This is a genomic window from Roseobacter sp. (assembly GCF_039970775.1).
GTDB lineage: Bacteria > Pseudomonadota > Alphaproteobacteria > Rhodobacterales > Rhodobacteraceae > Roseobacter.
This window is the reverse complement of the sequence record NZ_JBDVLG010000019.1, coordinates 38,614-62,954: the sequence shown is the minus strand read 5'-3', so window position 1 is coordinate 62,954 and position 24,341 is coordinate 38,614. Positions and strand designations below refer to the sequence as shown.

The 24,341-nt window shown below is 57.7% G+C and carries 19 protein-coding genes; 10 read left to right on the top strand and 9 right to left on the bottom strand.

Translation table 11 applies throughout. The features are described from left to right. Positions 1-4 precede the first annotated feature (4 nt). Positions 5-1,228 (top strand): NADH:ubiquinone reductase (Na(+)-transporting) subunit F, encoded by a 1,224-nt coding sequence (gene nqrF, locus ABJH13_RS03655; protein WP_348404862.1) that lies wholly within the window; start codon positions 5-7, stop codon positions 1,226-1,228. A 222-nt stretch (positions 1,229-1,450) separates the two neighbouring features. Further along, on the top strand, positions 1,451-2,686 hold the full coding sequence (locus tag ABJH13_RS03650; protein ID WP_348404861.1) for a glycosyltransferase: 1,236 nt from the start codon (positions 1,451-1,453) through the stop codon (positions 2,684-2,686). Here ABJH13_RS03650 and ABJH13_RS03645 read toward each other — a convergent pair. Next, positions 2,650-3,873, bottom strand: coding sequence for a polysaccharide pyruvyl transferase family protein (locus ABJH13_RS03645; protein ID WP_348404860.1), 1,224 nt, complete (start codon positions 3,871-3,873; stop codon positions 2,650-2,652). The two genes, ABJH13_RS03650 and ABJH13_RS03645, sit on opposite strands and share 37 nt — an antisense overlap. Positions 3,874-4,374: 501 nt before the next feature. Here ABJH13_RS03645 and ABJH13_RS03640 point away from each other — a divergent pair. Next, positions 4,375-5,067, top strand: a complete 693-nt coding sequence (locus ABJH13_RS03640) for a sugar transferase (protein WP_348404859.1) — start codon at positions 4,375-4,377, stop codon at positions 5,065-5,067. 39 nt (positions 5,068-5,106) lie between these two features. Here ABJH13_RS03640 and ABJH13_RS03635 read toward each other — a convergent pair whose 3' ends face one another. Continuing rightward, positions 5,107-7,854 carry a S8 family serine peptidase gene (locus tag ABJH13_RS03635; RefSeq protein WP_348404858.1) on the bottom strand — a complete coding sequence of 916 codons (2,748 nt, stop codon included), beginning with the start codon at positions 7,852-7,854 and terminating at the stop codon, positions 5,107-5,109. 573 nt (positions 7,855-8,427) lie between these two features. On the opposite strand from ABJH13_RS03635, the gene ABJH13_RS03630 reads away from it, so the two are divergent. The 3 genes from ABJH13_RS03630 to ABJH13_RS03620 are packed head-to-tail and all read left to right on the top strand — an operon-like array spanning position 8,428 to position 13,004. Continuing rightward, positions 8,428-10,632, top strand: a complete 2,205-nt coding sequence (locus ABJH13_RS03630; RefSeq protein WP_348404857.1) for a polysaccharide biosynthesis tyrosine autokinase — start codon at positions 8,428-8,430, stop codon at positions 10,630-10,632. Then, positions 10,622-11,851, top strand: coding sequence for a polysaccharide biosynthesis/export family protein (locus tag ABJH13_RS03625; protein ID WP_348404856.1), 1,230 nt, complete (start codon positions 10,622-10,624; stop codon positions 11,849-11,851). Before ABJH13_RS03630 ends, ABJH13_RS03625 begins: the two co-directional genes overlap by 11 nt. Before the next feature lies 1 nt (position 11,852). After that, positions 11,853-13,004: a glycosyltransferase gene (locus tag ABJH13_RS03620; RefSeq protein WP_348404855.1), complete on the top strand. Its 1,152-nt coding sequence runs from the start codon at positions 11,853-11,855 to the stop codon at positions 13,002-13,004. On the opposite strand, the gene ABJH13_RS03615 is transcribed toward ABJH13_RS03620, so the two are convergent. Then, entirely contained in the window at positions 12,985-14,091 is a 1,107-nt protein-coding gene (locus tag ABJH13_RS03615; RefSeq protein ID WP_348404854.1) for an acyltransferase, read from the bottom strand. The two genes, ABJH13_RS03620 and ABJH13_RS03615, sit on opposite strands and share 20 nt — an antisense overlap. A gap of 340 nt (positions 14,092-14,431) precedes the next feature. Here ABJH13_RS03615 and ABJH13_RS03610 point away from each other — a divergent pair, with 340 nt between their 5' ends. After that, on the top strand, positions 14,432-14,653 hold the full coding sequence (locus ABJH13_RS03610; RefSeq protein WP_348404853.1) for a hypothetical protein: 222 nt from the start codon (positions 14,432-14,434) through the stop codon (positions 14,651-14,653). On the opposite strand, the gene ABJH13_RS03605 is transcribed toward ABJH13_RS03610, so the two are convergent. Next, positions 14,619-15,437, bottom strand: coding sequence for a sulfotransferase family protein (locus ABJH13_RS03605; protein WP_348404852.1), 819 nt, complete (start codon positions 15,435-15,437; stop codon positions 14,619-14,621). The two genes, ABJH13_RS03610 and ABJH13_RS03605, sit on opposite strands and share 35 nt — an antisense overlap. Further along, on the bottom strand, positions 15,434-16,879 hold the full coding sequence (locus ABJH13_RS03600; protein WP_348404851.1) for a hypothetical protein: 1,446 nt from the start codon (positions 16,877-16,879) through the stop codon (positions 15,434-15,436). The genes ABJH13_RS03605 and ABJH13_RS03600 overlap by 4 nt, the downstream gene beginning before the upstream one ends. Positions 16,880-17,022: 143 nt before the next feature. Between ABJH13_RS03600 and ABJH13_RS03595 the strand changes: the two genes are divergently transcribed. From ABJH13_RS03595 to ABJH13_RS03585, 3 genes are read left to right on the top strand one after another with little or no spacing between them, the layout of a single operon-like run. Continuing rightward, complete coding sequence (locus ABJH13_RS03595) at positions 17,023-18,489, top strand: oligosaccharide flippase family protein (RefSeq protein ID WP_348404850.1); 1,467 nt, start codon at positions 17,023-17,025, stop codon at positions 18,487-18,489. A gap of 16 nt (positions 18,490-18,505) precedes the next feature. Continuing rightward, positions 18,506-19,348: a hypothetical protein gene (locus ABJH13_RS03590; RefSeq protein ID WP_348404849.1), complete on the top strand. Its 843-nt coding sequence runs from the start codon at positions 18,506-18,508 to the stop codon at positions 19,346-19,348. Next, complete coding sequence (locus ABJH13_RS03585; protein ID WP_348404848.1) at positions 19,345-20,415, top strand: glycosyltransferase family 1 protein; 1,071 nt, start codon at positions 19,345-19,347, stop codon at positions 20,413-20,415. Before ABJH13_RS03590 ends, ABJH13_RS03585 begins: the two co-directional genes overlap by 4 nt. A 69-nt stretch (positions 20,416-20,484) precedes the next feature. Here the strand turns inward: ABJH13_RS03585 and ABJH13_RS03580 are convergent, their stop codons facing one another. The 4 genes from ABJH13_RS03580 to ABJH13_RS03565 all read right to left on the bottom strand — a co-directional run bounded on the left by ABJH13_RS03580 (position 20,485) and on the right by ABJH13_RS03565 (position 24,281). Further along, positions 20,485-21,009 (bottom strand): hypothetical protein, encoded by a 525-nt coding sequence (locus ABJH13_RS03580; RefSeq protein WP_348404847.1) that lies wholly within the window; start codon positions 21,007-21,009, stop codon positions 20,485-20,487. 224 nt (positions 21,010-21,233) lie between these two features. Continuing rightward, entirely contained in the window at positions 21,234-22,169 is a 936-nt protein-coding gene (locus ABJH13_RS03575; RefSeq protein WP_348404846.1) for a sulfotransferase, read from the bottom strand. A 23-nt stretch (positions 22,170-22,192) separates the two neighbouring features. Next, positions 22,193-23,158 carry a family 2 glycosyl transferase gene (locus ABJH13_RS03570; RefSeq protein WP_348404845.1) on the bottom strand — a complete coding sequence of 322 codons (966 nt, stop codon included), beginning with the start codon at positions 23,156-23,158 and terminating at the stop codon, positions 22,193-22,195. Between the two features lie 163 nt (positions 23,159-23,321). Continuing rightward, positions 23,322-24,281 (bottom strand): glycosyltransferase family 2 protein, encoded by a 960-nt coding sequence (locus ABJH13_RS03565; protein WP_348404844.1) that lies wholly within the window; start codon positions 24,279-24,281, stop codon positions 23,322-23,324. Between the last annotated feature and the right edge of the window lie 60 nt (positions 24,282-24,341).

The following is a 24,341-nucleotide window of genomic DNA, read 5'->3' as shown; positions in this document are numbered from 1 at the left end:
GGCAATGGCAACGTTTAGTCTTGGGATCATCCTGTTCACGCTTATCGTCGTCGCCTTGGTGACGATCATTCTGGCCGCACGGTCACAGCTCGTCTCGAGCGGGAACGTGACAATCACGATCAACGGCGAAAAGAAAATTTCCGTCCCGGCCGGGGGGAAATTGCTTCAAACCTTGGCCGAACAAAAGCTCTTCGTGCCATCCGCATGCGGCGGTGGCGGCACATGCGCGCAATGCCGGGTCCGGATCCACGAAGGCGGCGGGTCGATCCTGCCGACCGAAGAGAGCCATATCACCAAACGCGAAGCCGCCTGCGGCGACCGCCTGTCGTGTCAGGTCGCGGTCAAGCAAGACATGCAGGTTGAGGTCCCCGAAGAAGTCTTTGGCGTTAAGAAATGGGAATGCACCGTACGTTCCAATGAAAACGTCGCGACATTCATCAAGAACCTGGTGTTGGAACTGCCCGAAGGCGAAGACGTGAATTTCCGCGCAGGCGGATATATTCAAATCGAAGCGCCAGCCCATGTTCTGAAATACACCGACTTTGACATCCAAGACGAATACCGCGACGACTGGGATAAATTCAATTTGTGGGAATTTGGATCAACCGTCGCCGAACCCATTGAACGCGCCTATTCAATGGCAAACTACCCCGAAGAACGCGGCCTGATCATGTTGAACGTGCGGGTCGCGTCGCCGCCTCCGGGCAGCGCCGGCATCCCTGCGGGCCAGATGTCGTCGTATATCTTCAACCTCAAGCCCGGCGATAAAGTCACAATTTCCGGGCCATTTGGCGAATTTTTCGCCCGTGAGACGCAAAAAGAGATGGTGTTTGTTGGCGGTGGTGCCGGTATGGCCCCTATGCGCAGCCACATCTTTGATCAGTTGAAACGCCTCAAAAACCGAGATCGGAAAATCACGTTTTGGTATGGTGCGCGGTCCCGCAAAGAGATGTTTTTTGTCGAGGACTTTGATCAACTCGCTAGGGAATTCCCGAACTTTACGTGGCATGTCGCACTATCGGATGCCATGCCGGAAGACGAATGGACCGGGCATAAAGGGTTTATTCACAATGTGTTGCACGATGAATACCTCAAGGATCACCCAGCACCTGAAGACTGCGAATATTACATGTGCGGGCCACCGATCATGAACTCTTCTTGCATCAACATGCTGGTGGACCTTGGCGTTGACCGCGAAGATATCATGCTTGATGACTTTGGCGGCTGATCACAAACGTTGCTAAACACGTGCGCTCTGTGCCACAGAACCTGCCGCACCGACGCCCCTGCAGATCGGGCCGCCCGGCCTGCAGACGCATCGGATAAATGGCGGTGGACAAACACACACCTTCGGGCCACAAATTTAACCTGAAGGGTCACCTAAGATCGCACCTAAACGATCACCATAGCGACCCTGCGCAGGTAACGAACAACAGAGAAGGCGCAGGTCGTGCGACTGGTCATCATCAACGATGCGAGCCTCGCGCGGGGCGGTGCCACGGGGTTGGCGTTGCTGCAGGCGCGTCTGATGCGCGCACGTGGTATGGATGTCACGTTTTTCACGGCGGATGCCCTCAACAACCCCGACCTAGCGCAGGCGGGGATCGCGGTGCACAATGTCGGGCTGCAACCTCTGATGAAAGCACGGCGTTTGGCGGCGTTTACCCAAGGGATCTACAGTCGTCAGGTCGCAGACCATCTGGCCCGCTTTGTTTCCGACACAGACACCCCAGATACGATTTATCATGTGCACAGTTGGTCCAAGGCGCTTTCGCCCAGCGTGTTTTACGCCTTGCGGCAGGTTTCCGCGCGGGTGTTCGTGCATGCCCATGACTATTTTCTAGGCTGTCCGAATGGTGGGTTCATGAATTACCCAGCCATGGCGCCCTGCACGCTGACACCACTGGGGGCGGCCTGCCTTAGCACCCAGTGCGACAAACGCAGTTATGCCCAAAAGACATGGCGCGTGGCGCGGCAGGCGGTCTTGTCGCGAACATTGCCCAAAACACAGGCACTTGCCGGTATTATCTTGATCCATCCCGGCATGGCCGGCGGGCTGACGCGGGCGGGGTATGACCCGTCACGCTTTGCTGTTGTGCGCAACCCGGCGGCGGCCCTGACCACCCGCCGGGTCCCTGTGGAAGACAACGAGGGCATCGCCTTTATTGGGCGCGTCGAGGCCGAAAAAGGCGTTGAGGACGCAATAGCCGCCGCCCAGCAGGCCAATATTGCGTTAACCGTGATCGGTGACGGGCCACTGCGTGAAACGCTGGCCAAACAACACCCGCAGGTGCGTTTCACCGGGTGGTTAGCCCCATCAGAGATTGCCGCCGAAATTTCCACATGCCGGGGCGTGGTGATGCCATCGCGCTATCCCGAGCCATTCGGCCTTGTCGCAACAGAGGCGTCTTTGTCGGGCATGCCAGTGATTGCCGCAGACACCGCCCTATTAGGCGCTGAGATCGCAGCGGCCGGGTTGGGGTACATGTGCAACACCCGCGATATCGACGTCTTTGCCGACGCGTTACGACGTTTGGCACACATGGACCGCGTCGCCCTACGCGCCATGAGCTTAAAAGCCGCGTCCGGGGTTGCGGGCCTGTGCTTGTCGCAAGATCAATGGATCAACGCGCAGGTAACGCTTTATGATCAGGCGTTGAGCGAACCCGCACGACACAGTGCCTGATACAAGGTTGCCACATCGTTAAGGGCGTCTGACACGATGCTGTCGCGGTGTTGGGCATCGATTGGGTTTTGCGCCAGATCCAGCAAGATATTTGCCGCGTCTTGAGCGGGTAAGTTTGCGTCAAACAGCCAGTCACCGCGCCCGACAGACGCCAAAAACGACGCCACTTTATCATCCCATGCCATGGCCAACGTCGGCACCCCAAACGATTGCGCCGCGATCAACGCGTGCATCCGGTAGGCCGCGACAGCGTCGCAATTGGCCATCAATTCGGCGATATCGCTCGGGCGTTGAAACGGCCGATAAACAACAGACGGTACAGCGGCCCGCAAGTCTGGAAGCACGGCATCCAATTCCGCCAGATCTTCGGGGGCTCCGTTGGTGAAAACCACCACGCGCGCGCCCTTTTGATGCAATGCAGTGGCCAAATCGACGTACCATTTTCGCAAGGCGCGCGGGTCTGCGTGAATGTCGGAATGATATCGGATGGCAACGCTACTCATGATGCCCAAGGCGACGGTCGGCATATCTGCTTTGCGAACGGTCGTTTGCGGATAGCACAACCGCGCCAACAACCCAGGATCACGCACAACCGTCGCCTGGCACCCCGCGGCATCACCCAACAACCTGTCCCACCGATCTTTAGACGCCTCATCGCGCAGATACACCGCGTTTAGCACTCCACCTGCGACCGCTGCGCGCATGCGTTTCAACCCTTCGCGGCTCCAATGGCCGCCCATACCTGCGGCAAAAATAGCCGCCGGAATGTTATTTTTCCGAACTTCAGATAGCGCCAGCCGTAGTTTTGTCGGAAAATTCAGGTCCATATCGCTGAGCAAGTTCCCACCGCCGATCACCGCATATTGCGCGTCTTGCAGGCTGGTTTCGTAGTGCGGCTGCCATTTCCTGCGCGATTGGATCGCCAAAGGTACGCGCACCAACTGTTGGCGAAGGGACGGCGGCATTGTTTCCAACACCGACATAACCGCCCCGCGCCCTGCCATGGATTGGCCATATTCGGTGCGCCCCGCAAGATCGATCGACCCCGAACGTGGGTCCGCGCCCTGCCCGAGCAGTGCCCATTCAAGGCACTCCGACAGCAAGCCATCCCCCAAATTTGGGCTATATTTGACATTCAGGCACCGGATGATCGGAGCTGGACCCAGAGTTGCAGAAAAAGACGTCATTTCAAACCTTGCATGATCGGAACTGGGTTAAATTGGCAGTGAGCTATGAGCGCACCAGTGGTGACCAGTTTTGCAACCGCAAACAAGGTGTTTTTCGAACCTCATCAAAACACCGCAGTATAGGCCCGCAGAATCGCATGGCCGCAGGTGCAGCGGCATTGTCGGGGTCCTGTCCTTCAGAAAGGCTGAGATAACGTCTGATACAGCCGGTTAAAGTGCATTTATTTGCGCCAACCTGTCACAAAGTAGAAGCCAGCTGCCCGAAATTCGTGCAAACGCTCAAATTCTAGAAATTCCATATTAAAACATCCCCTAATATTAAGGCTTTGTTAACCATAATTACCCCCTTTGGGGCGCAGATCGTAGGCCGGGAAGGGCTGCGACTTGGGTATGTGTTTCTTTCGACCCCCGCAAAAACGTGGTTAAAAAAGCAGCGAAAGAGTTGCATCAAAGGCGATGTAGCACTTTAAAGTTGCAATCAGACCGCACGCGGGTTCTGCTATGACGATATTTAATGGGATATATTTTATGAGAATGTGGCACGATATTGGGGCCTATTCGGCCATACCAAAACCCGAGGCGCATCGCCACTCGCTGACCTTAAAACGTTTATTTGATATGGTTTTAGCAAGTGTTTTGATGCTCGTTTTTCTACCCGTCATCGGTGTTTTGACCGTGCTTGTACGTCGGGATGGCGGCCCAAGTTTCTTCGGGCACATGCGCGTTGGCCAAAACGGTAAGGCGTTCCGCTGCTGGAAGATTCGTACCATGGTCCCCGATGCAGAGAAGGTCCTGGAGACATATCTTGCCGAAAACCCTGCGGCGCAGGCGGAGTGGGACCGTGATTTTAAGCTCACCGACGACCCACGTATTACGTCACTTGGGCGGTTCCTGCGCGCCACCAGCCTGGATGAGCTGCCCCAAATTGTGAACGTTCTGGCCGGTGAAATGTCGTTGGTTGGCCCGCGCCCTGTAACCCGCGACGAACTGAAGATGTATGGCAAATTCGAATGGTGCTACCATGCGCTCAAGCCCGGATTGACCGGCCCATGGCAGGTGTCAGGCCGCAATGATGTCGACTACAGTGAACGGGTAAAGCTCGATGCGACCTATTATCTGGAACGCTCTACCATCGGGGATCTGGTTATTTTGGTCCGCACTGTTGGTGTCGTCTTTCGCGCCACGGGCAGGTGATATGCGGGGGCGAGACCTAAATCAGCCCCCGCAATAATATTAGGCAAAGATGAACAGATCTTGGCTGGATTGATCCATCACCAGATCATTCTGACCGCTTCCAAGTACGTCAAACAGGGTTGTCGTGGTGCCGTTGTAGGTCATGTTCAAATGTGTGAAACGGCCGCTATCTTCGAAGGTAAACGTGGCACCATCGTAGGCTGATGCCCCCAGAACATAGATCTGGTCATTCTCGCCGATGTTAAAATCGTTAATTTGATCCACCGCGCCAAGGTCCGCCAGATCAAAGACAAAGATATCCGCGCCGTCGTTGCCCACCAACGTATCCGCGTCTGCGCCGCCGTTGATCACATCATCGCCCGCACCACCAAACAGAACATCTGCATCGGCGCCACCCTCAAGGATGTCGTTGCCGTTTTCCCCCTGTAGCGTGTCGCTGCCGGCACCGCCGATCAGGCTATCCTGCCCATCGCCCCCGCGCAATTTGTCTGCGCCTGCGTCGCCATAAAGACTGTCTGCGCCGTCGTAGCCCAGCAGGAAATCATCCCCATCCGCACCTATCAGAGCGTCTGATGTATTATCCCCGCGCAATTTATCATTGCCGTCGGTCCCTGTCAGGGTCATTTCTGGATCGCCGGTTACGGGCGTATCGGTGTCGTCGTCCTCATCAACCGGATCTTCAACTGGGTCGTCCACTGGCTCATCGACCGGATCGTCCGTTGGATCCTCTGTGACTGGGTCGTCCGTTGGCGTGTCATCTTCCGGGACATCCGGGTCGGCGTCGCTGAACAACCCGAAGAAATCAACGAACGCATAGGTCATATCGGTGAACACAAACGTCTCGATATTGCTGACCAAGGACGCCGCCCCTTCAACGAACCCGGCAAACAGGTCGCCCACCGCGTCGACATAGCCAAAAATACCCGCAAAATCTGTGTTAAACACCAGCACGTCATCGCCCGCGCCACCGTCGATCGTGTCGGCACCGGCCGAGAACGTCACGGTATCAGCGCCACGCCCGCCGTAGATCCAGTTGTCTGAGGCGTTACCGATCAGCACATCATCACCATCGCCGCCCACGGCATTTTCAAAGTCGGTCGCGGTCCAGTCTAGGGTAATGCCTGAAATTTGCGTCTCGCCTGCTCCGCTCAGATCAATGCGGCTGTCGGTTGTCACTGCGGCTGCGTTGATCGTGTCAACACCACCATCGGTATCGTTCAGGATCCTGCGCGCAGCCAGATCATCTGCCGAATACAGCACGCCAAATTCGTCCGTGAAGGTGTAGGTCGTGTCTTCTAACCCGTCCGACCGGCCGTGGATCGTCAACTGTGCATCCCGCAACAGCGAACTCATCGCGGTGCCGTCCTTGGCGGTTGCATCGGGGTCGCGGTTGTAAATATCCAATGTCCATGTCCCGTCGGCCAATTCACCCATCGACGCTACGGACGTAAAGGTAAAGTCGCGCAGATTGCCAATGGCGCCCTCAGCGGGCAGATCATACACAAGGCGCACTTGCGTGCCATCTGGCGACGTCAGATAGACGTCAATATCGGCGGTATTCGCCCACCGCAGGTCCATTGACAGCTGTACGTGTTCGGCCTGAATGGCATCCGTGACATCAAACTGCACCGAGACGTGGTCGTTTTCACCGGCGACAAGTTCTTGGTCACTGTCAACGTCGACCTCGACGGTGTCGCGGTTGTCGGCGGTCTGTTGCAGGGTCCATGTTTCGGCCAGACGCACCGCGTCATGGGCGTTTACAAAACCGTACCCGAAGGCATCAGAAAAATGCATCCCGCCGCCGTTATGGGTGGTCGCCCCGTTGGTCTGCCAGCCGTCGCCATGCAAGGCTTCGTCCGTCAACCCCTCACGGCGCGCAGACAGCGCCAGAATTTGTTGAATGTCACGGTACCCCAGATCTGGGTTCGCCTCGAGCATCAGGGCAACAACACCAGACACAACCGGCGCGGAAAATGACGTGCCATCAGGGTCTTCGTAGCGGTCTTTCAACGCGGTGGTCAGCACCTCGCGGCCGGGCCCCGACACCAAGACGTTCGCGCCAAGGCTGGTAAACGATGATGGGTTGCCGTCAGGGTCAACGGCACCGACCGTGATCGTGTAGGGTGAGTTTTGGAAGTTGTGGTAGTTCGAAGACCCGCCAGCGCCTGCGTTCCCCGCCGAAAACACCACCGCTGTGCCCAGCCCATCTCGACCGTCTTCTGCGAGGGTTTCCAGCGTGTCGGCCATGTCGGCGTTAACCGCCTTGTTAAAGTTGTCTTCGAAGTTACCAGAAAAGCTCCAGCTGTTGTTCACAACATCTACGTTTACTGCGGCGCTTAACGCGCTTATGGCTTGGTCGATCACATCGTCGCTGTCGTAGTCGATGGCCAGACCAACAAGCGTCGCACCAGACGCAACCCCAACGCTGCCAACGCCATTACCGCCTTCTGCCGCGATAATTCCCGCGACCATAGTGCCGTGGGCATCCGGCAAATTCGCGCTGTCCCAGACGATATCACCGGTGTCATCTGCAAAGTTATAGTCAAGCGTCGTGTCATATGCGCCCAAATCGCTGTGCCCGAATTCAATCTGTGAATCGACCACTCCGACGGTCACGCCCTCGCCTGTGTAGTCCTCCCACACCGTTTCCACATCGATTTTCAACGTGGACAGGTTGGACCCGGTATAATACCAGCTTCTGTCTGCCTTTGCGTCTGATAAAAAATCGGCAGCGACATCCAGATTATCGTTTTGAGCCGTCAGAGTAGGGTTCGAATTCCTAGACATAATAACATCCTTCAAAATTAGTGCGCGATGTCGAACTCGCGGAATGCCACAGGTTACCGTCGCTTTTGTGCAATCAAGGATTGGTTTACCGTCCGACCACGGCGCCATCTGGCCGCCTACATGTTCGGATCAAGGTAACTCTTGGTCCGCAATCAGGAGAAAAAACGCAAAAATCACGGCAGAAACCCTATTTCTATTTAAGTCAAAGGGGTTAGCCAAAAAAACAATGTGACAAGGGAGGAATTTAACTCAGTTTTCGACAAACCCACGCGTTAATCCTTTGATAAGGTTTGGAGTACAACCCTAAAAAGATACTTTGGTAACATTTCTTTGGCCCCGCACCCCTGCAGGTGAATACAATGTGCCAAGACCCCCACCAACCTTTACCCACACCACACCACTGCGCAGTCACTTGGCGCCCGACCACACAAATAGCGATGCAAAGAGTGGCATACCGCCCTGATTTCGCGGCCACAGCCAACCAATGGCAGGCGATTTTCATTGCAGAACTCGCTTCATACGTGCGATCAATTCGAAAATTTGACAATAGTTGTTTATATCTCAGGGGTGAGAGTGGGAAAAATTACGCCTGCCTTGGCAGTGTCGATGGCCGACCGGACAGATGATGAAATCCAACTACGCGGCCTTATCCTTGCGCTTTGGCGGCGCAAATGGCTGATCGTGGCCACGACCATTGCCGGGTGCATGGTTGCTTATGCATTGGTGTCGCAGGTGACGCCGGTGTATTCGTCACGTGCAAGTGTGATGTACGATTCCAGATCTGTGCAGGTGCTAGGGCGCGACGATATCGTATCAGATCTGACGCTGAACAATCCGCTGCTGGATTCCGAAGCGCTGGTGTTGCGGTCCAATCTTTTATTGGAGCAAGTGATAGGCAACATCGACCCCGCACGTCTGGACGCGTTTGACCCCGCCAATGCCCCACCCGGCCTGCGGGATAAACTGTCCGACGCGCTGTCGGGCTTGCGCAACAAATTGATCCCGCGCGCGCCCATAGAAACGACGGGCACGCCGCTGCTAACCCCCCAAGAACGGCGGATGCGGCGGTTGGTTGGCGCGCTGGCGCGCAGCATCACCGTCCGGCGCGAGGGGCAATCTTATGTGATCAACCTGGCCGTTGAAACAACCGACCCGGCGCTGTCGGCGTTTTTCGCCAATACCATTGTTGAGACATATATCGACAACAACGCCGACCAGCGGTCTGCGGCGATTGTTGGCGTCACATCATTTTTGAACGAACGCGTGCAGGCCATGCAGGTCGCCGTGCGCGACGCCGAATCCCGCGTTGAAGACTTTCGCGTGGCGCAATTGGCCGAACTGGGTATTTCCGGCGAGGCCATTGATCAGCAGATGATGGATGTGAGCACCCAGTTGGCCTTGGCGCGTGCCGATATTGCGGGCGCACAGGCACGGTATCAAAAGATCCAGTCTGTGGTGGACACCGACGGGTTCGCAACAGCCGCCGAGCTGTTGTCGTCGCCCTTTGCCTTGGCCCTGCGCGAAGAACTATCTGCTCTGCAATTGCGCGACGCGGATCTGGCCACCGAATTGGGCCCCGAACATTCTGAACGTCAAAGGTTGCGGTCATCGATCGACGTACTGACACGGGATTTATCGGCCGAAGTTGCCCGGATCATTTCGGGGCTTAGCAACGAAGTCGACGTGGCGCGTATCCGGGCCGCTTCGATCCAGGGCAGCCTGTCCGAGCTGGAAAATCGCGCCTCGCGGTTGTCGCGGGCCTCTGTCGAATTGCGCCAACTTGAACGCGAAGCAAACGCCGTGCGCGACAGTTACGAGACCGCGTTGGGCCGGCTCAACGAAACCCGGTCGTTTGACAGCGTGCAGCGGCCCGAGGCCCGCATCGTCGAACGCGCGATCATTCCCGGTGCGCCGACAGGCCCGCGCGTGACATTGTTCACCGTTCTGGGCGGAGCGGTTGGCTTTCCACTGGGGCTGGCGCTGGCGCTGCTGCTTGCCAACAACAGCGCGGGTTTTGCGCGGTCGTCCGACATTGAACGCGCGCTGGAACTGCCCTTGATGGCCTCTCTGCCTCGCAGCCGCTGGACCGGCGTGCCCGGAATGCAAAGATCGCTGCGCGCGACCCCCTACCAAGGGTTCGCAGAACGGGTCCGACAATTGCGCAACGGGTTGGCGCTTCAATCCTCCGGGGACCCGGTGCAAACCGTGTTGATCACCTCGTCCGTCCCCGGCGAGGGCAAAACCACGCTGGCTGTGGCACTGGCCATGGCCGAAGCACGTGCGAACAAATCATGCGTGTTGCTGGATTTCGACCTGCGCGGATCGTCTTTGGCCAAAACTCTGGGGTACGCCCCTGATGGCGGCGATCTGGCAGGACTGCTGAAGGGCACGTGTTCTATCGATGACGCCGTATCGCGTGTGCCCAAAGACGGCTACGATCTTATCACGGTCAAGCACCGCGATCCGCAGCTGTTGGAAACCACCAATCCCGACCAGATTGTTACGCTGCTCAATCAGCTCAAAGCGCGATATGATCTGGTGATCATCGATACGGCGCCAGTGTTGTTGGTGGCAGATACATTGCCCTTGGCACGGTCCGCGGATGCGGCATTGTTGTTGGTCAAGCAAGGCTCAACCCATCGCCACGCCGCACGAGAAGCCGCGCGGCAACTGCGTGCCTTTGCACCGGCTGCGGTGGGTTTGGTGATGACCAAGGTTGATCCGCGCGACGAATTGGAAACTTATGGTGTCAAGGCGGACTATATCTATGAAGGCTAAGATCACGCGCGTTGGGTGTGCGCTGTTCATGGGCGCGCTGTGTGGCCTGACCGGACCGGTGCACGCACAAGACTATCTGTTGGCCAAGGGAGACACCGTGCGCATCGCGTTTGGGGGTGGCCGCGACCCCGTCGAGATGATGATAGACGTTGAAGGCAGTGTGCGGTTGCTGGATGTGGGGCGGATCACCTTGGCCGATCACGGGCTAGATGATGCCGAACACCGCATCGAAGACGCAATTGCAAAGGTGGGGTTGTTTGTTGACCCGCAGGTTTTGATATCGGTGGTGGAGTACGCGCCCATTGTCGTTGCAGGTGACGTAGCGACGCCGGGCCGTTTTGAGTTCATGCCCGGCATGACAATCGCGACTGCGCTGGGGTTGTCGGGGGGCACGCTGTCCAACGGGATTGACCAATTCGAGATCGAACGTGCACGCGCCGAGGTCGAGGGCCAGATCAAGCTGCGCAACCTCGAAATCGCAGCGACTGCCGTGGAAATCGCCAAACAACGGGCAGCACTTGCAGGTGACGCATCCAAGGTAGTTTTGGACGGTGCCATGTTGCGCGTCATTCCGGCACCCGAGGCCGTGGATGCCACGCGGATGGTGCAGGACGCCGCCGCGTCGCTGGCAGCGGAACGCACGCTTTTGAAAGAGGCACAGGCCCTTTGGGTTGCAGAAATAGGCACGCTTGAGGACCAACAACAGATCTTGGATCTGAGGCTGGGCGTGCAACGCGAAGTGATAGACACCGCGCAATCGGAATTGGCCAATGCCCAATCATTACAGGACCGTGGGTTGCAAACCGCATCGCGGCTATCGACGGTGCAACAACGCGAGGCCGACGCCCGCGCCCGGCTGCTAGAGCTCGAAAGCGCGCAAATTGCCGCGACCCGCGCCATTGGCGAGGCGCGCCGGGACCTTTTGCGATTTACGTCGAACTTCAAACGCGACCGCCTAGAGACCTTGCGCGCGGCACAGATCGCGCTGGACGAAAGCCAAATGCAGTATGCCCGGTCTCTGGATCATCTGAACCTTTTGCAAGGCGACAACATAGATGCCTTGTTTGCATCCGCAGGCTTTACCGCGCAGTTCACAGTGGCCAGCGCGCGAGCAGGTCGCGCACGTATTGAGGGGTTGCAACAAGACAGCGCCCTGCTGCCCGGCGACACATTGATAGTGCAGGTCGTTGACGCGGCGCTGCCCCACCAGGCTAACTGACATGGTGCACTCTGACGCAAAACCCACCGCCCAAGCCAGCGACGTGGGCCGGGACAGACGTGTGGCGCTGATCCACTATTGGTTGGTGGGCATGCGCGGCGGTGAAAAGGTTCTCGAAGCGCTATGCGAGATGTACCCGCAGGCGGATATTTTCACCCATGTGGTCGACCCTGCCCAGCTCAGCGACAGATTGCTGCGCCATCAGATCTACACCACCCGCATTGGCCGGTTGCCCATGGCGCGGCGGATGTATCAAAAATACCTGCCCCTGATGCCCCGCGCGCTAGAGGAGCTAGACCTAACCGGGTACGATCTGGTGATTTCCAGCGAGGCGGGCCCGGCCAAAGGCGTGATCTGCCCGCCCGACGCGCCGCATCTGTGTTATTGCCATTCGCCCATGCGGTACCTGTGGGATCAATATCACGTTTACCGCAATGACGCAGGGCTTTTGACCCGCACGGTCATGCCTCGTCTGGCGCACGGGTTGCGCCAATGGGATGTCACCAGCGCCGCCCGTGTCGATGGGTTTGCGGCCAATTCGCACCACGTTGCGAACCGCATCCACAAGTATTGGCGCCGTACCGCTGATGTTGTGCACCCACCCGTTGCGGTCGAAGATTTCGCGCCTGTCCCCCGCGAGGAACTGGGTGATTTTTACCTGTGGGCTGGTGAATTGGCCCCCTACAAACGGCCCGATTTGGCGATTGAGGCGTTTCGCCAGCTCGACAAACCCTTGGTCGTTATCGGTGGCCCAGACGACCGCACGCGCCAACTGGCGCAGCTTGCAGGGCCTCAGACAAGGTTTCTGGGCAAGGTTCCCTTTGATGACCTCAAATGGCATATGGCGCGGTGCCGGGCGCTGATTTTCCCCGGCGAAGAAGATTTTGGCATTGTCCCGGTTGAGATCATGGCATCGGGCAGGCCGGTCATCGGGTACGGGCGCGGCGGGTTGATGGATACGGTGGTGGATGGCCAGACGGGCGTATTGTTTCAGACGCAAACGGTTGATGCGCTGATTGATGCGGTCGAACGGTTCGAGGCAGATCTTGCCCAGAACGTCGCCCCCGAAGATTTGGTGCGCCACGCCGCGCGGTTCTCGAAACAGGCGTTTCGCAGCGGTGTCGAAGACAGCCTTAAGGCGCTTGGTGTCTAAGGTGCGGTTGTTCTTTGGGGGCCGCTTTTGTTGGGCGGATCCTGTCGCGCAAGCGTTGCACTGGCGGGTCGATAAACCGTTGTAGCAAAATGCAAAACGCGATCATCAAAGGCACCGATACCGCCAGCGTCACAAGCGCATCAACGCTGCGACCCGGCCCATCGGAGCCCACGATCCAGGCGGCTATGGCTGCAAACGTCCAATGCGAAATATAGACCGGGTAGGAGAAATCCCCAAGCGTCGCATCGAATGACTTGAGCCGCCCCGACAGCCGCAAACGCAGACACGCCACCAACGCGATGACAGATGGCACCGCCGACGCCGCCAGCAACACACTGATGGTGCGACCTTCGGCCCCCGCCGACATGTCTAGCGCATTGGGGATACGAGAGGCCAAAGCAAACCCGACCAGCACCACCACAGATGTACCCATGACCCCAAGGCACCGGCGATTTCCCGAGAGCCCTGCGCGGTCTGCGACCCGCATAATCGTGTCTTTGTGGTGATACACCAACGCGCCCGCCGCAAATGGCAACGCGCCGGATGTCACGGGATAATATGACCAATGCAACCCCTGCCCGTTCAATATGCCCGTGACCGTATAGGCCAGCGCCGCTGCGAACCAGATCCAGCTAAGGCGCACACTGCGTGACAGGCCAAGGCTGATCAGCAGGTAATAAAACAGCTCCGTGGTCAACGCCCAGGTTGCGGGCGCCAATCTGGGCGTCACCTCGTAGGGCATGTAGGCCGGGTACACCATGCTCAGCACCGGCACCCATTCGGACGCACCCTGAGGCATATAGATCGCAGACCGGTAGTCGCTAAACGTCTGTGCGCCCAGAAGTGTCATGGCAATAACCGTTAACGCCAACGTTACAAAATACGCAGGATACAGCCGGAGCATACGGTTGGCCCAAAACCGCGTAAAACCCGCGAACCCATACCCATAATTGCGCACGCAAATGCAGGTCATAAGATACCCTGACAGCAGGAAAAAGCTGGTGACCGCGAATTTCCCGATACCCGGGAAATGGATGATATGCTGAAGGACCACCAGAAACGCCAGCGCGAACCTAAAAATTCCCATCGTGATCTCCTTGGGGCATCCTTACCAATGATCGTTCAATTTGTGTCGATATTGGAAACATCTTATTAATAAGTGTATTCTACTTTAGATTGAAATTATCGCGGTTGCTTCCACCAATGCATGATTATAATCCGTATCTCAGACCGAATATTTCAAAACACGAGCAGCCGCGAAAACACAATAAACAGCGTTAATCTTGCTTTAGCCTGACACTAGTTAAGGTTGAAGGCAAGATACCGCCGCAAAAACCGACAGACGTTATAGGCGGGTAAATTTCAGGTATAATCCATTCGGTGTGTTGAGAATTTACAAGCATCGACATCCGGCAAAGCAGGACACCGTGCGGAACAACAAACATCAAGACGCGCAACCCGACCCGGCAGCACCAAAAGACATCTCGCCTCTTGCTGCGGGCTTGGTTGCGGCACTGATCTCTACCGGTCTGACGACAGTTTTGGCCATTAAGACAGATTTGCCCGTGTTGTTTCTGGTGCCAGCGTTTAGCCTGATTGGCGCGCTTGTCTTTATTATTCTGGTGGTGTGGATGTATCTGCGCGCGTAACAGGATGCGCCGCCGTGTTCAGTTTGTCGCGGAACATCTCGTAGGCGGCCAAGGCGGCAGCGCGCTGTGCGTCGTCAATTTCGAGCGTGACACCGCTTAGATCAGAGATCGCCCCCCGTTCGATCCGCGAAAATGCGCCGCTTTGTAGAGGGTCACCGGCCCCGCCCCGCCGCGAGGCTGCTTTGCTTTGGTATTGGTTAAGCAGCGGCGGTGACAGATCCAGCCACGTTGACAGACCTGCCAGTGTCGCGTCTGGCTCCGTGATCAACGTCTCGTGGGTAACCCCAAACCGGTGATCAGGTGCAAACCTGTCCCACAATTGGCTCAATGCAGTTACGCGAGAGATATAATACTCGGCGGCCAGCTGATGGGTGCCATATTCATCGCGGCCCAGCTTTTGATAGAGCCGGTGGATCGACACGATCGTGGGCTCGGGCGCGCGCAACACGAAAATCGCGCGCGACCGGAAAAATTCGGGCGGGGCGGCGCTGTCGTGGCGCGAATGCAGAACCTTGTCAAAAAGGTAATCCGCCCGCGGCGACCACCCCCCGCGCCGCGCTTGGTTGACCACCAACCCGCCCAAAGCATTCGGCGCCCCGTACCGGATGTGCGCCTCGCCGTATCCGCTGATATCTGGCCGCGAACACAAGATGTTAGACAATGCGGTCGACCCACATCGCATATGCGCCAGCACAAACAAACACCGATCAAAGCGGCATTGTGGCACCGCCCGTGCAACGGTCCCTGCGGCCAGTGTTTTTACCCCATCACGCAGCGCGATCATGTGTGTGTTCCTTCGAAAGATGGGCGCATTTCAGGGTGCTGGGTTGGCATCATCGTGCGGCGTCCTGTTGTAACGGCTCTGGCGGCGTAACCGACCAGCAAGCCCGACATAATGAAAAATGAAAAATCGAGGTTGGGCGAGGCCTTCACCACAATGGCCCGCGCGAGCGTCGCCAAACACCCAAGCTTGAGCGCCGAGATCAGCACCTGCGTATGGTCATCGGCCACAGGCGGCCGCTGCACCAGCAAGCGCCACAAGAACCCAGCCATAAGCACCGCGCCCGGCACGCCCGTTGTTGCCAAAACGGCAATCACCCAATTGGACGCCCGGACAGACCCAAGCCCCGCGCCAAACAACAGCGTATCTTTGAAATTTGCCCAAGCCTGCAGGTTCCAGCTCATGCGTTCTATTCCGGAATCGCTGCCTAATTTGTTGAACAATGACCGGTCTAGAAAGCTTTGAAATTGCGGCATAGTTTCATATGCGACATAGCCGCCAACCACCACCAAAGGCACCAGTCCCGCGCCCAGCACCAGCACTGTTCCCAATGGGCGGCCGATCATGCCGTGACGCAGCGACACCAACCGCACGGCGAAAAACCCGCCCACGACAAGCGCCCCCGCAACATAGGCCGACGATGACGTGCCGCGCAGCAGCACGGCCAACAACGCCAGCAACAGCGCCCCGTGCCAACGCCGTCGATCTAGCGCATTCATCCAATAGCTCAGCCAGAACCCAAACAGCCCAAGCGTAAAATACCCATAGGCCGACGCTTCTGGAAAGCCGCCGATCATGCGGTTCAATCCCGCCATCCGCTGGCCCAACGTTAACGTGTAATTCGCGGTCCGAACCGGCGATAACATCCATTCGGTGCCCGCCGCGTTGGTGGCAAGATCCAACGCACCCATCGCAATATGCACGACGGTCACCACCGTTACGCCTTTTAGGATCAACCGGTGATCGGGCCGCTGAATAACAAACATCGCCGCCGCGACAAAGGCTGTGAAACTCAGACCCATGCGCAACAACTGCGACAGGTTCCCCCCGCTGGGCATCAGCGGGCGTATCACAATGCCAATGGTATTGGCGATCCGGCCAATCCCAAACACCTGTGTTTCACCGGCAAACACCCGTGGCGCAAACAGCGTCACAAGCACCGCGTACCCCATGAACAACATCAGATAAAACCCCGCGCCACCGGGTTTGAAAATCGCCGCTAAATGCGCGACCACAGACCCGCGCACCATCAACAGACCCAGCCACGTCAGCACCGCCAGATCAACGGCCAACACCGATGTCCCACCGATGGCCGGCAGATTAACCGCAGCCATCATCCCAAGGGGCAACACCCCCGCGACCAGCACAAACCCCCGAAACGGCCCCCGCACCACGAGTAACACCAATATGAGCAGCGCCAAAATGGTGCTGTCGACAATCTGCATGAAGCCTCTCTGCCCTAAACTGCGGCGTCAGTTGAAATTATCTACGATTTTCCCACACACCCTATTTCAACCGGTGCTTGTTTTTTGTAACTCTTCAACGGAATTATGAAAAGAGCCAAGATGTTTTCCGCTGGGGGTAAACGGTGAGCGATAACGAATTGGGCAACCCGGCAAACACCGGGCGGCGCAAGCGTGGTGCGTTGGCTGCATTTGCGTTTACGGCGCGGTCTTTGCAACAAATCTCGACGCTGGTGATCACATTGCTGGCCGCACGGTTTTTGCTGCCCGCCGAATACGGTGTCTATAGTTTGGGCGTCGTGTTTGTGACCTTGATCCAGACCATGACCTACACCGGATTTTACCACCACATCGTCACATCAAAGGACGACGAAACAGCACTGCTGTCGACCAGCTTTTGGATGATCTGTGGCCTTGCGTCGGGGGCGGCGGTTCTGTTGGCGGCGGCGGCGGGGCCTATCGCGTGGGCGTTTGATGCGCCTGAACTTCATGCGGTGTTGATCTGGCTGGCTGCGGCACAACCTTTTGCCGGGGCCAGCGCGTGGTTTTCCGCCGTTTTATTGCGGCACGAAAAGATGACAACGCATTTTACCATCATGTTTATCCAAAACCTGTTGGCGCTGGTGTTGGGCGTTATTTTATTAGGCCTATGGCAATCGCTTTATGCGTTGGTTGCGTTTCGGTATGTGCGGGTCTTTAGCGGGTTGCTGTTGTATCTGGTGGGGACGCGCACGCGCCCCGGCCTGCAATTTAACCGCACCATCGCGCGCACGGCCACGAATTTTTCAGGGGGTCTTTACGGGTCGCGGTTTTTGACGTTTTTGTCGCGCTACGCGGGTGACCTGATCCTTGGCATCACCTTTTCGACCGCCGAAGCAGGGCTCTACCGGTTCGGCAACCGGATCGCGACCGGGGCAATTGATATCATCGCGCAGCCCATGCGCAGCTTTGCCTTGACCCAAATCGCGGCAAAGGGGCGGCGGGGCGACCCGCTTGGCCCAGCGGCGGAACGTTTCATTGGGGGCACTGTGTTGCTCACGGGCGGTGTCGCGGCGGTTATTGTGGTCTTTGCCGAACACATTGTCGCGACCCTGTTTAATCCCGCCTATTTGGCCGCTGCCGTGGTGACCTATGCAATGGCCGTGCGCGGGGTGGTAGCCATCGGCCCGATGATCTTGGAGCCCGTTCTGGCCACGCAAGACCGCACCGGGCAGATCATGCGGTTCAACCTTATCTGGGCCGTGATCACGGTGATTTCGGTGGTTTTGGCCGCCCCCTATGGCTTGGGCGTATTGGCCTGGAGCCAGGCAGGCGTCACGGCGGCCTCGACCCTTTGGGCGATCCGCCTGATGCAGCGCGAGGCCAATGTTGGCGTTGCGGGCACCCTGCGCGCAATGTGCGTGGCGGGGGCTGTGGTGGGGGGCTATGGCTGTGTGCTTGGGTTCAGTTGGCCGGTGATCGCAGGGTTTGTTAACCTTGGCGCGCCTGCGACCCTGGCGGTCGGGCTGGGTTGGGCGGTGTTGCTCAGCTTGCCCACATTGGGCGTTGGCCGCGCCGTAAAAGTATTTTCGCTTCGTATTTTTTCAAAATGAGCCAGAAGGGCCTGCCATGAAATACCTGCCAGACCACGGTGTTTTCTTTGTCCACATTCCCAAATGCGCAGGGATGAGCATCCGTGCCGCCCTGCAAGACGGCGGTGGCAGCGATTTTGCACCAATTGCCGCGGATCTCGGGCTCGACCCGGCCGAAGCGATGCGCGTGACAGAACGCAGCCGGGGGTTTGAACACCCCGCGTTGGGTCGGATCCACCCCGCGCATTTGCCTTTGGCGCTGTTGCAATCGCATATGCCCAAAACATGGGACGCCATGACAGCGTGCAAACCCTTCGCCGTCACGCGGAACCCACGGGACCGGTTTATTTCGGCAGTGATGCAACGGATGAAAGAGTTCAAAGACGCAGGCGCCATCCGTGCCGATGACCCCGAAGTGGCCCAAGAGGCGCGCGCGATTTGCGATTGGTTGGATGCGCGCGACGTCTTTGCCGACATCGAATACATTCATTTCGCCCGGCAAATCGACTATGTCGAAATCGACGGTACGCGGTTTGTGCCCAACCTGTTCCCGCTCGAACAGTTGACCGCGTTGGAGCACTGGCTTGAGACCACCGCAGATCTGCGCATCGAGGTTACGCATGGCCACATCCGGCGACAACCGCGCAAATGGGCACGGGTTGTACAGCCCGCCGCGCGGATGCTGGGGCGCACCTTGCTGCCCCGCCCTATCAAGCAGGCCCTACATCCCTATTGGATCGGCAGCGCGATGTTCAGCAATGCGTCGCAAGGCTATGATACCGTTGATTTTGGCGCCGACGTCGAAGCGTTCATCGCGCAATACTACGCCCCAGACGCCGCACTGCACCGCGCCGCACAACAGGCGGCGGGCGTGGCATGACCAAGATCGTCATCAATGGCAAATTCCTGGGCGCAGGTCTCAACGGGGTGCACCGCACCGCCGCGCATTACGCCACCGCGCTGATGGAACGCGCGGGCGGACATGACGTGCGATTGGTCGCGCCCAAACACACCGCGCCTGATCCCGCCTTTCCATTGCTGGTGCCGCAGGTGGTGCCCGGCGCCTTTGGGACAGGCCAAGGATGGGAAGCCTTCACCCTGCCGCGGATCGCGCGCGGGGCCGTATTGGTGAATTTTTGCAACCTTGGCCCCGTTTTGCACCGCAACTCGGCGGTTATGATCCATGATGCACAAACCTATCTGTACCCGCGCGACTATTCCGGCGCTCAGGCGTTGGCCTACCGTGCGCTGCTGCCGATCATCGGGCGGGCGGCACGGCGCGTGTTTACTGTTTCTGAATTCTCACGCCAATCGCTGGCCGAACACCGCATCGCGACCCGCGATAAGATCGATGTTGTTCACAATGGCGCCGACCACATCCTGTCGGTCCCGGCTGACCCATCGATTTTGCAGCGGTTGGGGGTGTCACCGGGCAGTTTTGTGATGACCTTGGGGTCCCGCAAGGGCTACAAAAACATCCGCCGGGTGTTTGAGGCAATGAAGGCGCTTGGCCCCGCCGCCCCGCGGCTGATCGTGGCAGGCGGCCCGGATGAAGCGGCCTACCGGGACGCAGGATGGACACCACCAGAGAATACTGTTTTCACCGGGTTTATATCAGACGGCGAATTGCGCGCGTGCTACGAAGCCGCACGTGTCTTTGCGTTTCCGTCCCAAACCGAAGGGTTCGGCCTGCCCCCGATCGAGGCCATGTTTTGCGGATGCCCTGTTGTTGCAGCCTCAGCAGGCGCTATGCCCGAAGTGTGCGGTGATGGCGCGGCCTACGCCAACCCCGAAGACACCGAAGCATGGGCCCGCGAAATCGGGCGTTTGGTGTCAGATGACGGCGCCGCAGCAAACCGCAGCGCCCGTGGGTCGGCAACAGCCCGGTCGATCACGTGGGACAATGCGGGAGACCGGCTTTGGTCTGTGCTGGAACCGCTGTTGTGACGCACCCCGCGCCATAAAAGAAGCCGCCTGACGGCGGCCTCAAGTCGTGTGGTCGTAGCTATGTCTTAGTTAGACAAAAATAAACTCGGCCGACGACGCATCAAGATGCGCATCAAAGACTGTGATCACAGTGTCACCGTAGGTGATGATCGTCGTGTCTTCGCCTTTGTGCTCGAACGTCAGATCAGCAACCGAACCCCCATCGGTAAATTCGATGAAGTCGATCCCGCTTTCGAAATCCAAGATTTTGTCGTTCCCGTCATTGTCACCAAAGACGAACGTGTCCGAGAAACCCTCGTTGTCGTTGTTGTCATGCGGCGTATCACCATAGAGCACATCGTCATCGCCACCGCCGATAATGCGGTCATTGTCGTCGCCGCCATAAATGCGGTCGTTACCACCGTTCCCGTATAGCTCGTCTTCGCCTTCTTCACCCCAGACTTTGTCGCGATTTGCACCAGCAAAAATCGTGTCGGCGCCGTCGTCGGCCAAGACAGTGTCAAGACCGCCCCCGGCATCAACAACTTCGCCCGCGGCGCTACCTGAAATGGTTTCGCCGTCGTCTGTTCCTGTGATATCTGCGTTGATTGGCATTCGTCATATCCCTTCAATTTTCAAAAAAGTAGAAGCAAATCCCGGTTAAAATTGCGCGCGTCGAAACGCATGCACCCGGTCTCCACTGGTCTTATGTATTCAACTTAAAGTATTGATGCTAAGCAAAAATTCGCCTGTGAAAAATATATTTTTACACCATGATACCTTAATTCGTTGTTAACTATGAATAAAGATAATGCTTGGGTGTGCCTATTGATAGGCGACTATCCGCCGACGCGCCAAGCCTCTATTTTCCGCCCAATAAGGCTTTCAAACGCCTCAACGCGCGGATTCAAATACGTTTCCAACCAGTCGCGCGCGTCTTGCTCATCGATATCCGATTTATCAAATTTCACGGTCGCAGCAGATCGCGCCGCCGCAACAAGGCTTTTGGGGAGGTATTGGCGCGTTTTCGCCCAAGACGACGAATCACGCAAAGCGCGCACAAACGGGAACCGTTCCTTACGGCTGGTGGGGGCCGAGGTGTGGCGGTCGGTCAGTTCGGTATCGGCGTGCGCGTAGGGTGCGAGATCTAACCAATCAAACACCCCCGCCAAAACGTTCCTACGGTCGCGGCGCATGTCTTCGGCAACCACCACATGGATTTGGCTTTGGTCAAAATGCGCAAGATATTCGCTCAGTTGAAGCGCATAATCAGATGTATCGCGGTATAAAGCGTTCTCGCGAACAGCGCGCGACAATGGCAAAGGTTCTGCGAATTCTTTGTGCCGCTGCCAATAGTGGCCGATCGCACGGCGGACCGGTTCGCGCACGGTATAGATGATCCGCGCATCGGGGCAGGCGGCCGCAATACGTGCGGCAACCCCACTGCGGTGCGGGCTTTGCGAATAAAACACGCTGCCCTCGCCGCGATACCGCGCCGTATCACCGCCGGGCCAAAGGTCAAGATAGGCGTCCCAGTCGTGGCTACAGGCCTGCCGCGCCATAATCGGCCACGCGGCCTCTAGTTCGGGCTGGTCCACGAAAAAACACGGCTCTTTTTCGGTGCTCATCTGGATGTCGGGGTGCGGTTTTAGATAGGCATGCAACGCGCTTGACCCCGATTTCGACGCCCCAATCACGAACAGGTTCGGGCAAAGGTCCTTGCGGGCGGCCGGTGGGGTTGGCCCGTTGGGCGCGTCCAATACGAGAGCAGTCATGTTTCAATCCACAGCATCAAAAGTCACAGGTTTATAATACGGCCCGGCGTCGCGGAGCCCTTAAGGATTTCCAAAACCGCAAGCCGGTTGCCCGATGCACGGGCCAGACGGTCGACCCAAGGTTCGGGGAAAAATGATTTGGCGTGGTTGGCGGCGACGTTGCGAAACACCAGTTTGGCCGCCAAGGCCGCCGGGACGCTGCCCTTGCGCCACAAATACCACGGGTTGACGACCTGGCTATACCCCAGCCGCCGCCCGGCGCTTTCGCGTCCGAATTTGACACCGCAGTGAACGCCGGAAAACGCATCGGTTTTGACCATTCGGCCCGGCACACGCGCGGCAAAGTCGATATCTTCCAGCCACGCATATAGCGGCAAGCTGTCGTCAAATCGGGTATCGCCGACCGCAGACATACGAAAGGCCATGTTGCACCCGTAAAGCCCAACCAAATCGGCGCCCAATACACGCGGGGCGACGACAGGGCCCGCATGCGCAGCGTCCCAATCGGCGACCTTGGCGGTGGCTTCTGGCATGGTGAAGCCCGCGCCATTGATGCCATCCGCAATAACCCGGCCGGTCAAGCCACTGACATCAGGCATCTGCCCAAAGGCGGCCTCTATCCCCGCAAGGGCCGTTCGCGACGGCACGAAATCATCATCAAAAAACACCACTGTGTCGACATGACCCGCAAGGGCGTCCAACCCGAAATTTCGCTGCGATGGTAATCCTTTTGGCGCAATCAGGACTTCTACAGACGTTGCCGGCGGAAACATCGGGGCGGGGTCAAAATCAAGGTCCTCCGGGCAGGTCACCACGAACAGCACCTTGTCGGCGGGGCGGGTTTGCCCGGCCAACGACGGGATCAACGCGCGCACGCAATCAGGGCGCCCGACCGAACATATGACAACGCCCAATCTCAACGCCTCGCCTACCGTAGCGAGCGGATCTGCAACCGCATTGAGGTTTTCCATACGCGTGAGCTTCTCCAATCACCGCTGCCCGTCATGCGTCACAACAGACCACCATCCCGCTATCCGGATATCAGACAACACAGCGCACGCCAAGATTGCATTAACCATCCTTACCGCGTGTGGCCGCCGCGATTAACATTTAGGCATGTTTAATGTGCTGTTTGTCATGGCACCCACGCTGTCACACCATGGGGCGTAGCTTGCGGTGCACAATCGTCTTGAACAGCCCCATCATGGACACAGGCCTATATTTGATTGTGAGAAACACAAGGCTCAGCACTTTCAGGACAGATCCCTGATCCGAAACGCGCAGCCGCGCACATGCAAATCTCCACCTTTGCGCAAACAGATCAAGATACGCAGCGGGGAACACTGGGTCCGCCTTCATGCGCTCCAGCACGGCCTCCAACAAGGCCTCGGATTGGACTGGGTTTTGTGCCACACTGCGCGATAGGCCAGACGACACGACCCGCCACTCAACGCCACAGTGCCTAAAAAACGCGCAGCCATGCGCGAAAGCCAGATGGCGCACGACGTACCCATCGGCAAAAGACGCAAGCGCCGGGTCAAATCCCCCAGCTTGCAATAGCATATCACGCCGAAAAATAGCCGTTCCGGGGAGGATCCAATTATCTGCGCGCCGGAAAAGCCCCATGACGTGATCAGGATCAAACAGGGCCGATGTATAAGACGGCAATACCGGCGGGCGCATGGATTGGCTGCCCGTTTCGATATCAACCACCATCGCCTCGCCAGAGGCAAATGCGATGTCAGGCGCGCGCTCCAAAAGAGGTATGGCTGCAGCGACAAGACCCGGACGCATGACATCATCGGCGGCGCCAAAGTTGACAAACCTACTGCGCGCTTCTTGCAACCCCGTGTTGTTGGCCCCCACAACGCCCCCGTTTTGCGCAAGGTATATGACCCTCAAGCGTGGCTCTTGCTGGGCCAGTGCCTCTAGCACATCGCGGCTATTGTCCGTCGATCCATCATCAATCACCAAAATTTCGCGCGGCCGGGGGCGTTGCGCGGCAGCTGCACGCACAGCATTTGCAACGGTGTTGCCATGGTTGTAATTTGGGATGACGATGGAAAGATCCGCCTCATCGGTGGCCAGTACGTTGGATTTCTTAGAAAGCACGATTGAACCCTGACAACTATTGAGCGAGTGTACGCATAGTTTCAACTCTGTGGTCCCGAC

Coding starts and splice junctions, on each gene's coding strand:
- ABJH13_RS03605 (WP_348404852.1), bottom strand. CDS start 15,437: ATGATCGCGCTGCGTGATGGGGTAAAAACACTGGCCGCAGGGACCGTT.
- ABJH13_RS03635 (WP_348404858.1), bottom strand. CDS start 7,854: ATGTCTAGGAATTCGAACCCTACTCTGACGGCTCAAAACGATAATCTG.
- nqrF (WP_348404862.1), top strand. CDS start 5: ATGGCAACGTTTAGTCTTGGGATCATCCTGTTCACGCTTATCGTCGTC.
- ABJH13_RS03590 (WP_348404849.1), top strand. CDS start 18,506: ATGAAATACCTGCCAGACCACGGTGTTTTCTTTGTCCACATTCCCAAA.
- ABJH13_RS03615 (WP_348404854.1), bottom strand. CDS start 14,091: ATGGGAATTTTTAGGTTCGCGCTGGCGTTTCTGGTGGTCCTTCAGCAT.
- ABJH13_RS03640 (WP_348404859.1), top strand. CDS start 4,375: ATGACGATATTTAATGGGATATATTTTATGAGAATGTGGCACGATATT.
- ABJH13_RS03580 (WP_348404847.1), bottom strand. CDS start 21,009: ATGCCAATCAACGCAGATATCACAGGAACAGACGACGGCGAAACCATT.
- ABJH13_RS03645 (WP_348404860.1), bottom strand. CDS start 3,873: ATGACGTCTTTTTCTGCAACTCTGGGTCCAGCTCCGATCATCCGGTGC.
- ABJH13_RS03625 (WP_348404856.1), top strand. CDS start 10,622: ATGAAGGCTAAGATCACGCGCGTTGGGTGTGCGCTGTTCATGGGCGCG.
- ABJH13_RS03620 (WP_348404855.1), top strand. CDS start 11,853: ATGGTGCACTCTGACGCAAAACCCACCGCCCAAGCCAGCGACGTGGGC.
- ABJH13_RS03575 (WP_348404846.1), bottom strand. CDS start 22,169: ATGACTGCTCTCGTATTGGACGCGCCCAACGGGCCAACCCCACCGGCC.
- ABJH13_RS03585 (WP_348404848.1), top strand. CDS start 19,345: ATGACCAAGATCGTCATCAATGGCAAATTCCTGGGCGCAGGTCTCAAC.
- ABJH13_RS03600 (WP_348404851.1), bottom strand. CDS start 16,879: ATGCAGATTGTCGACAGCACCATTTTGGCGCTGCTCATATTGGTGTTA.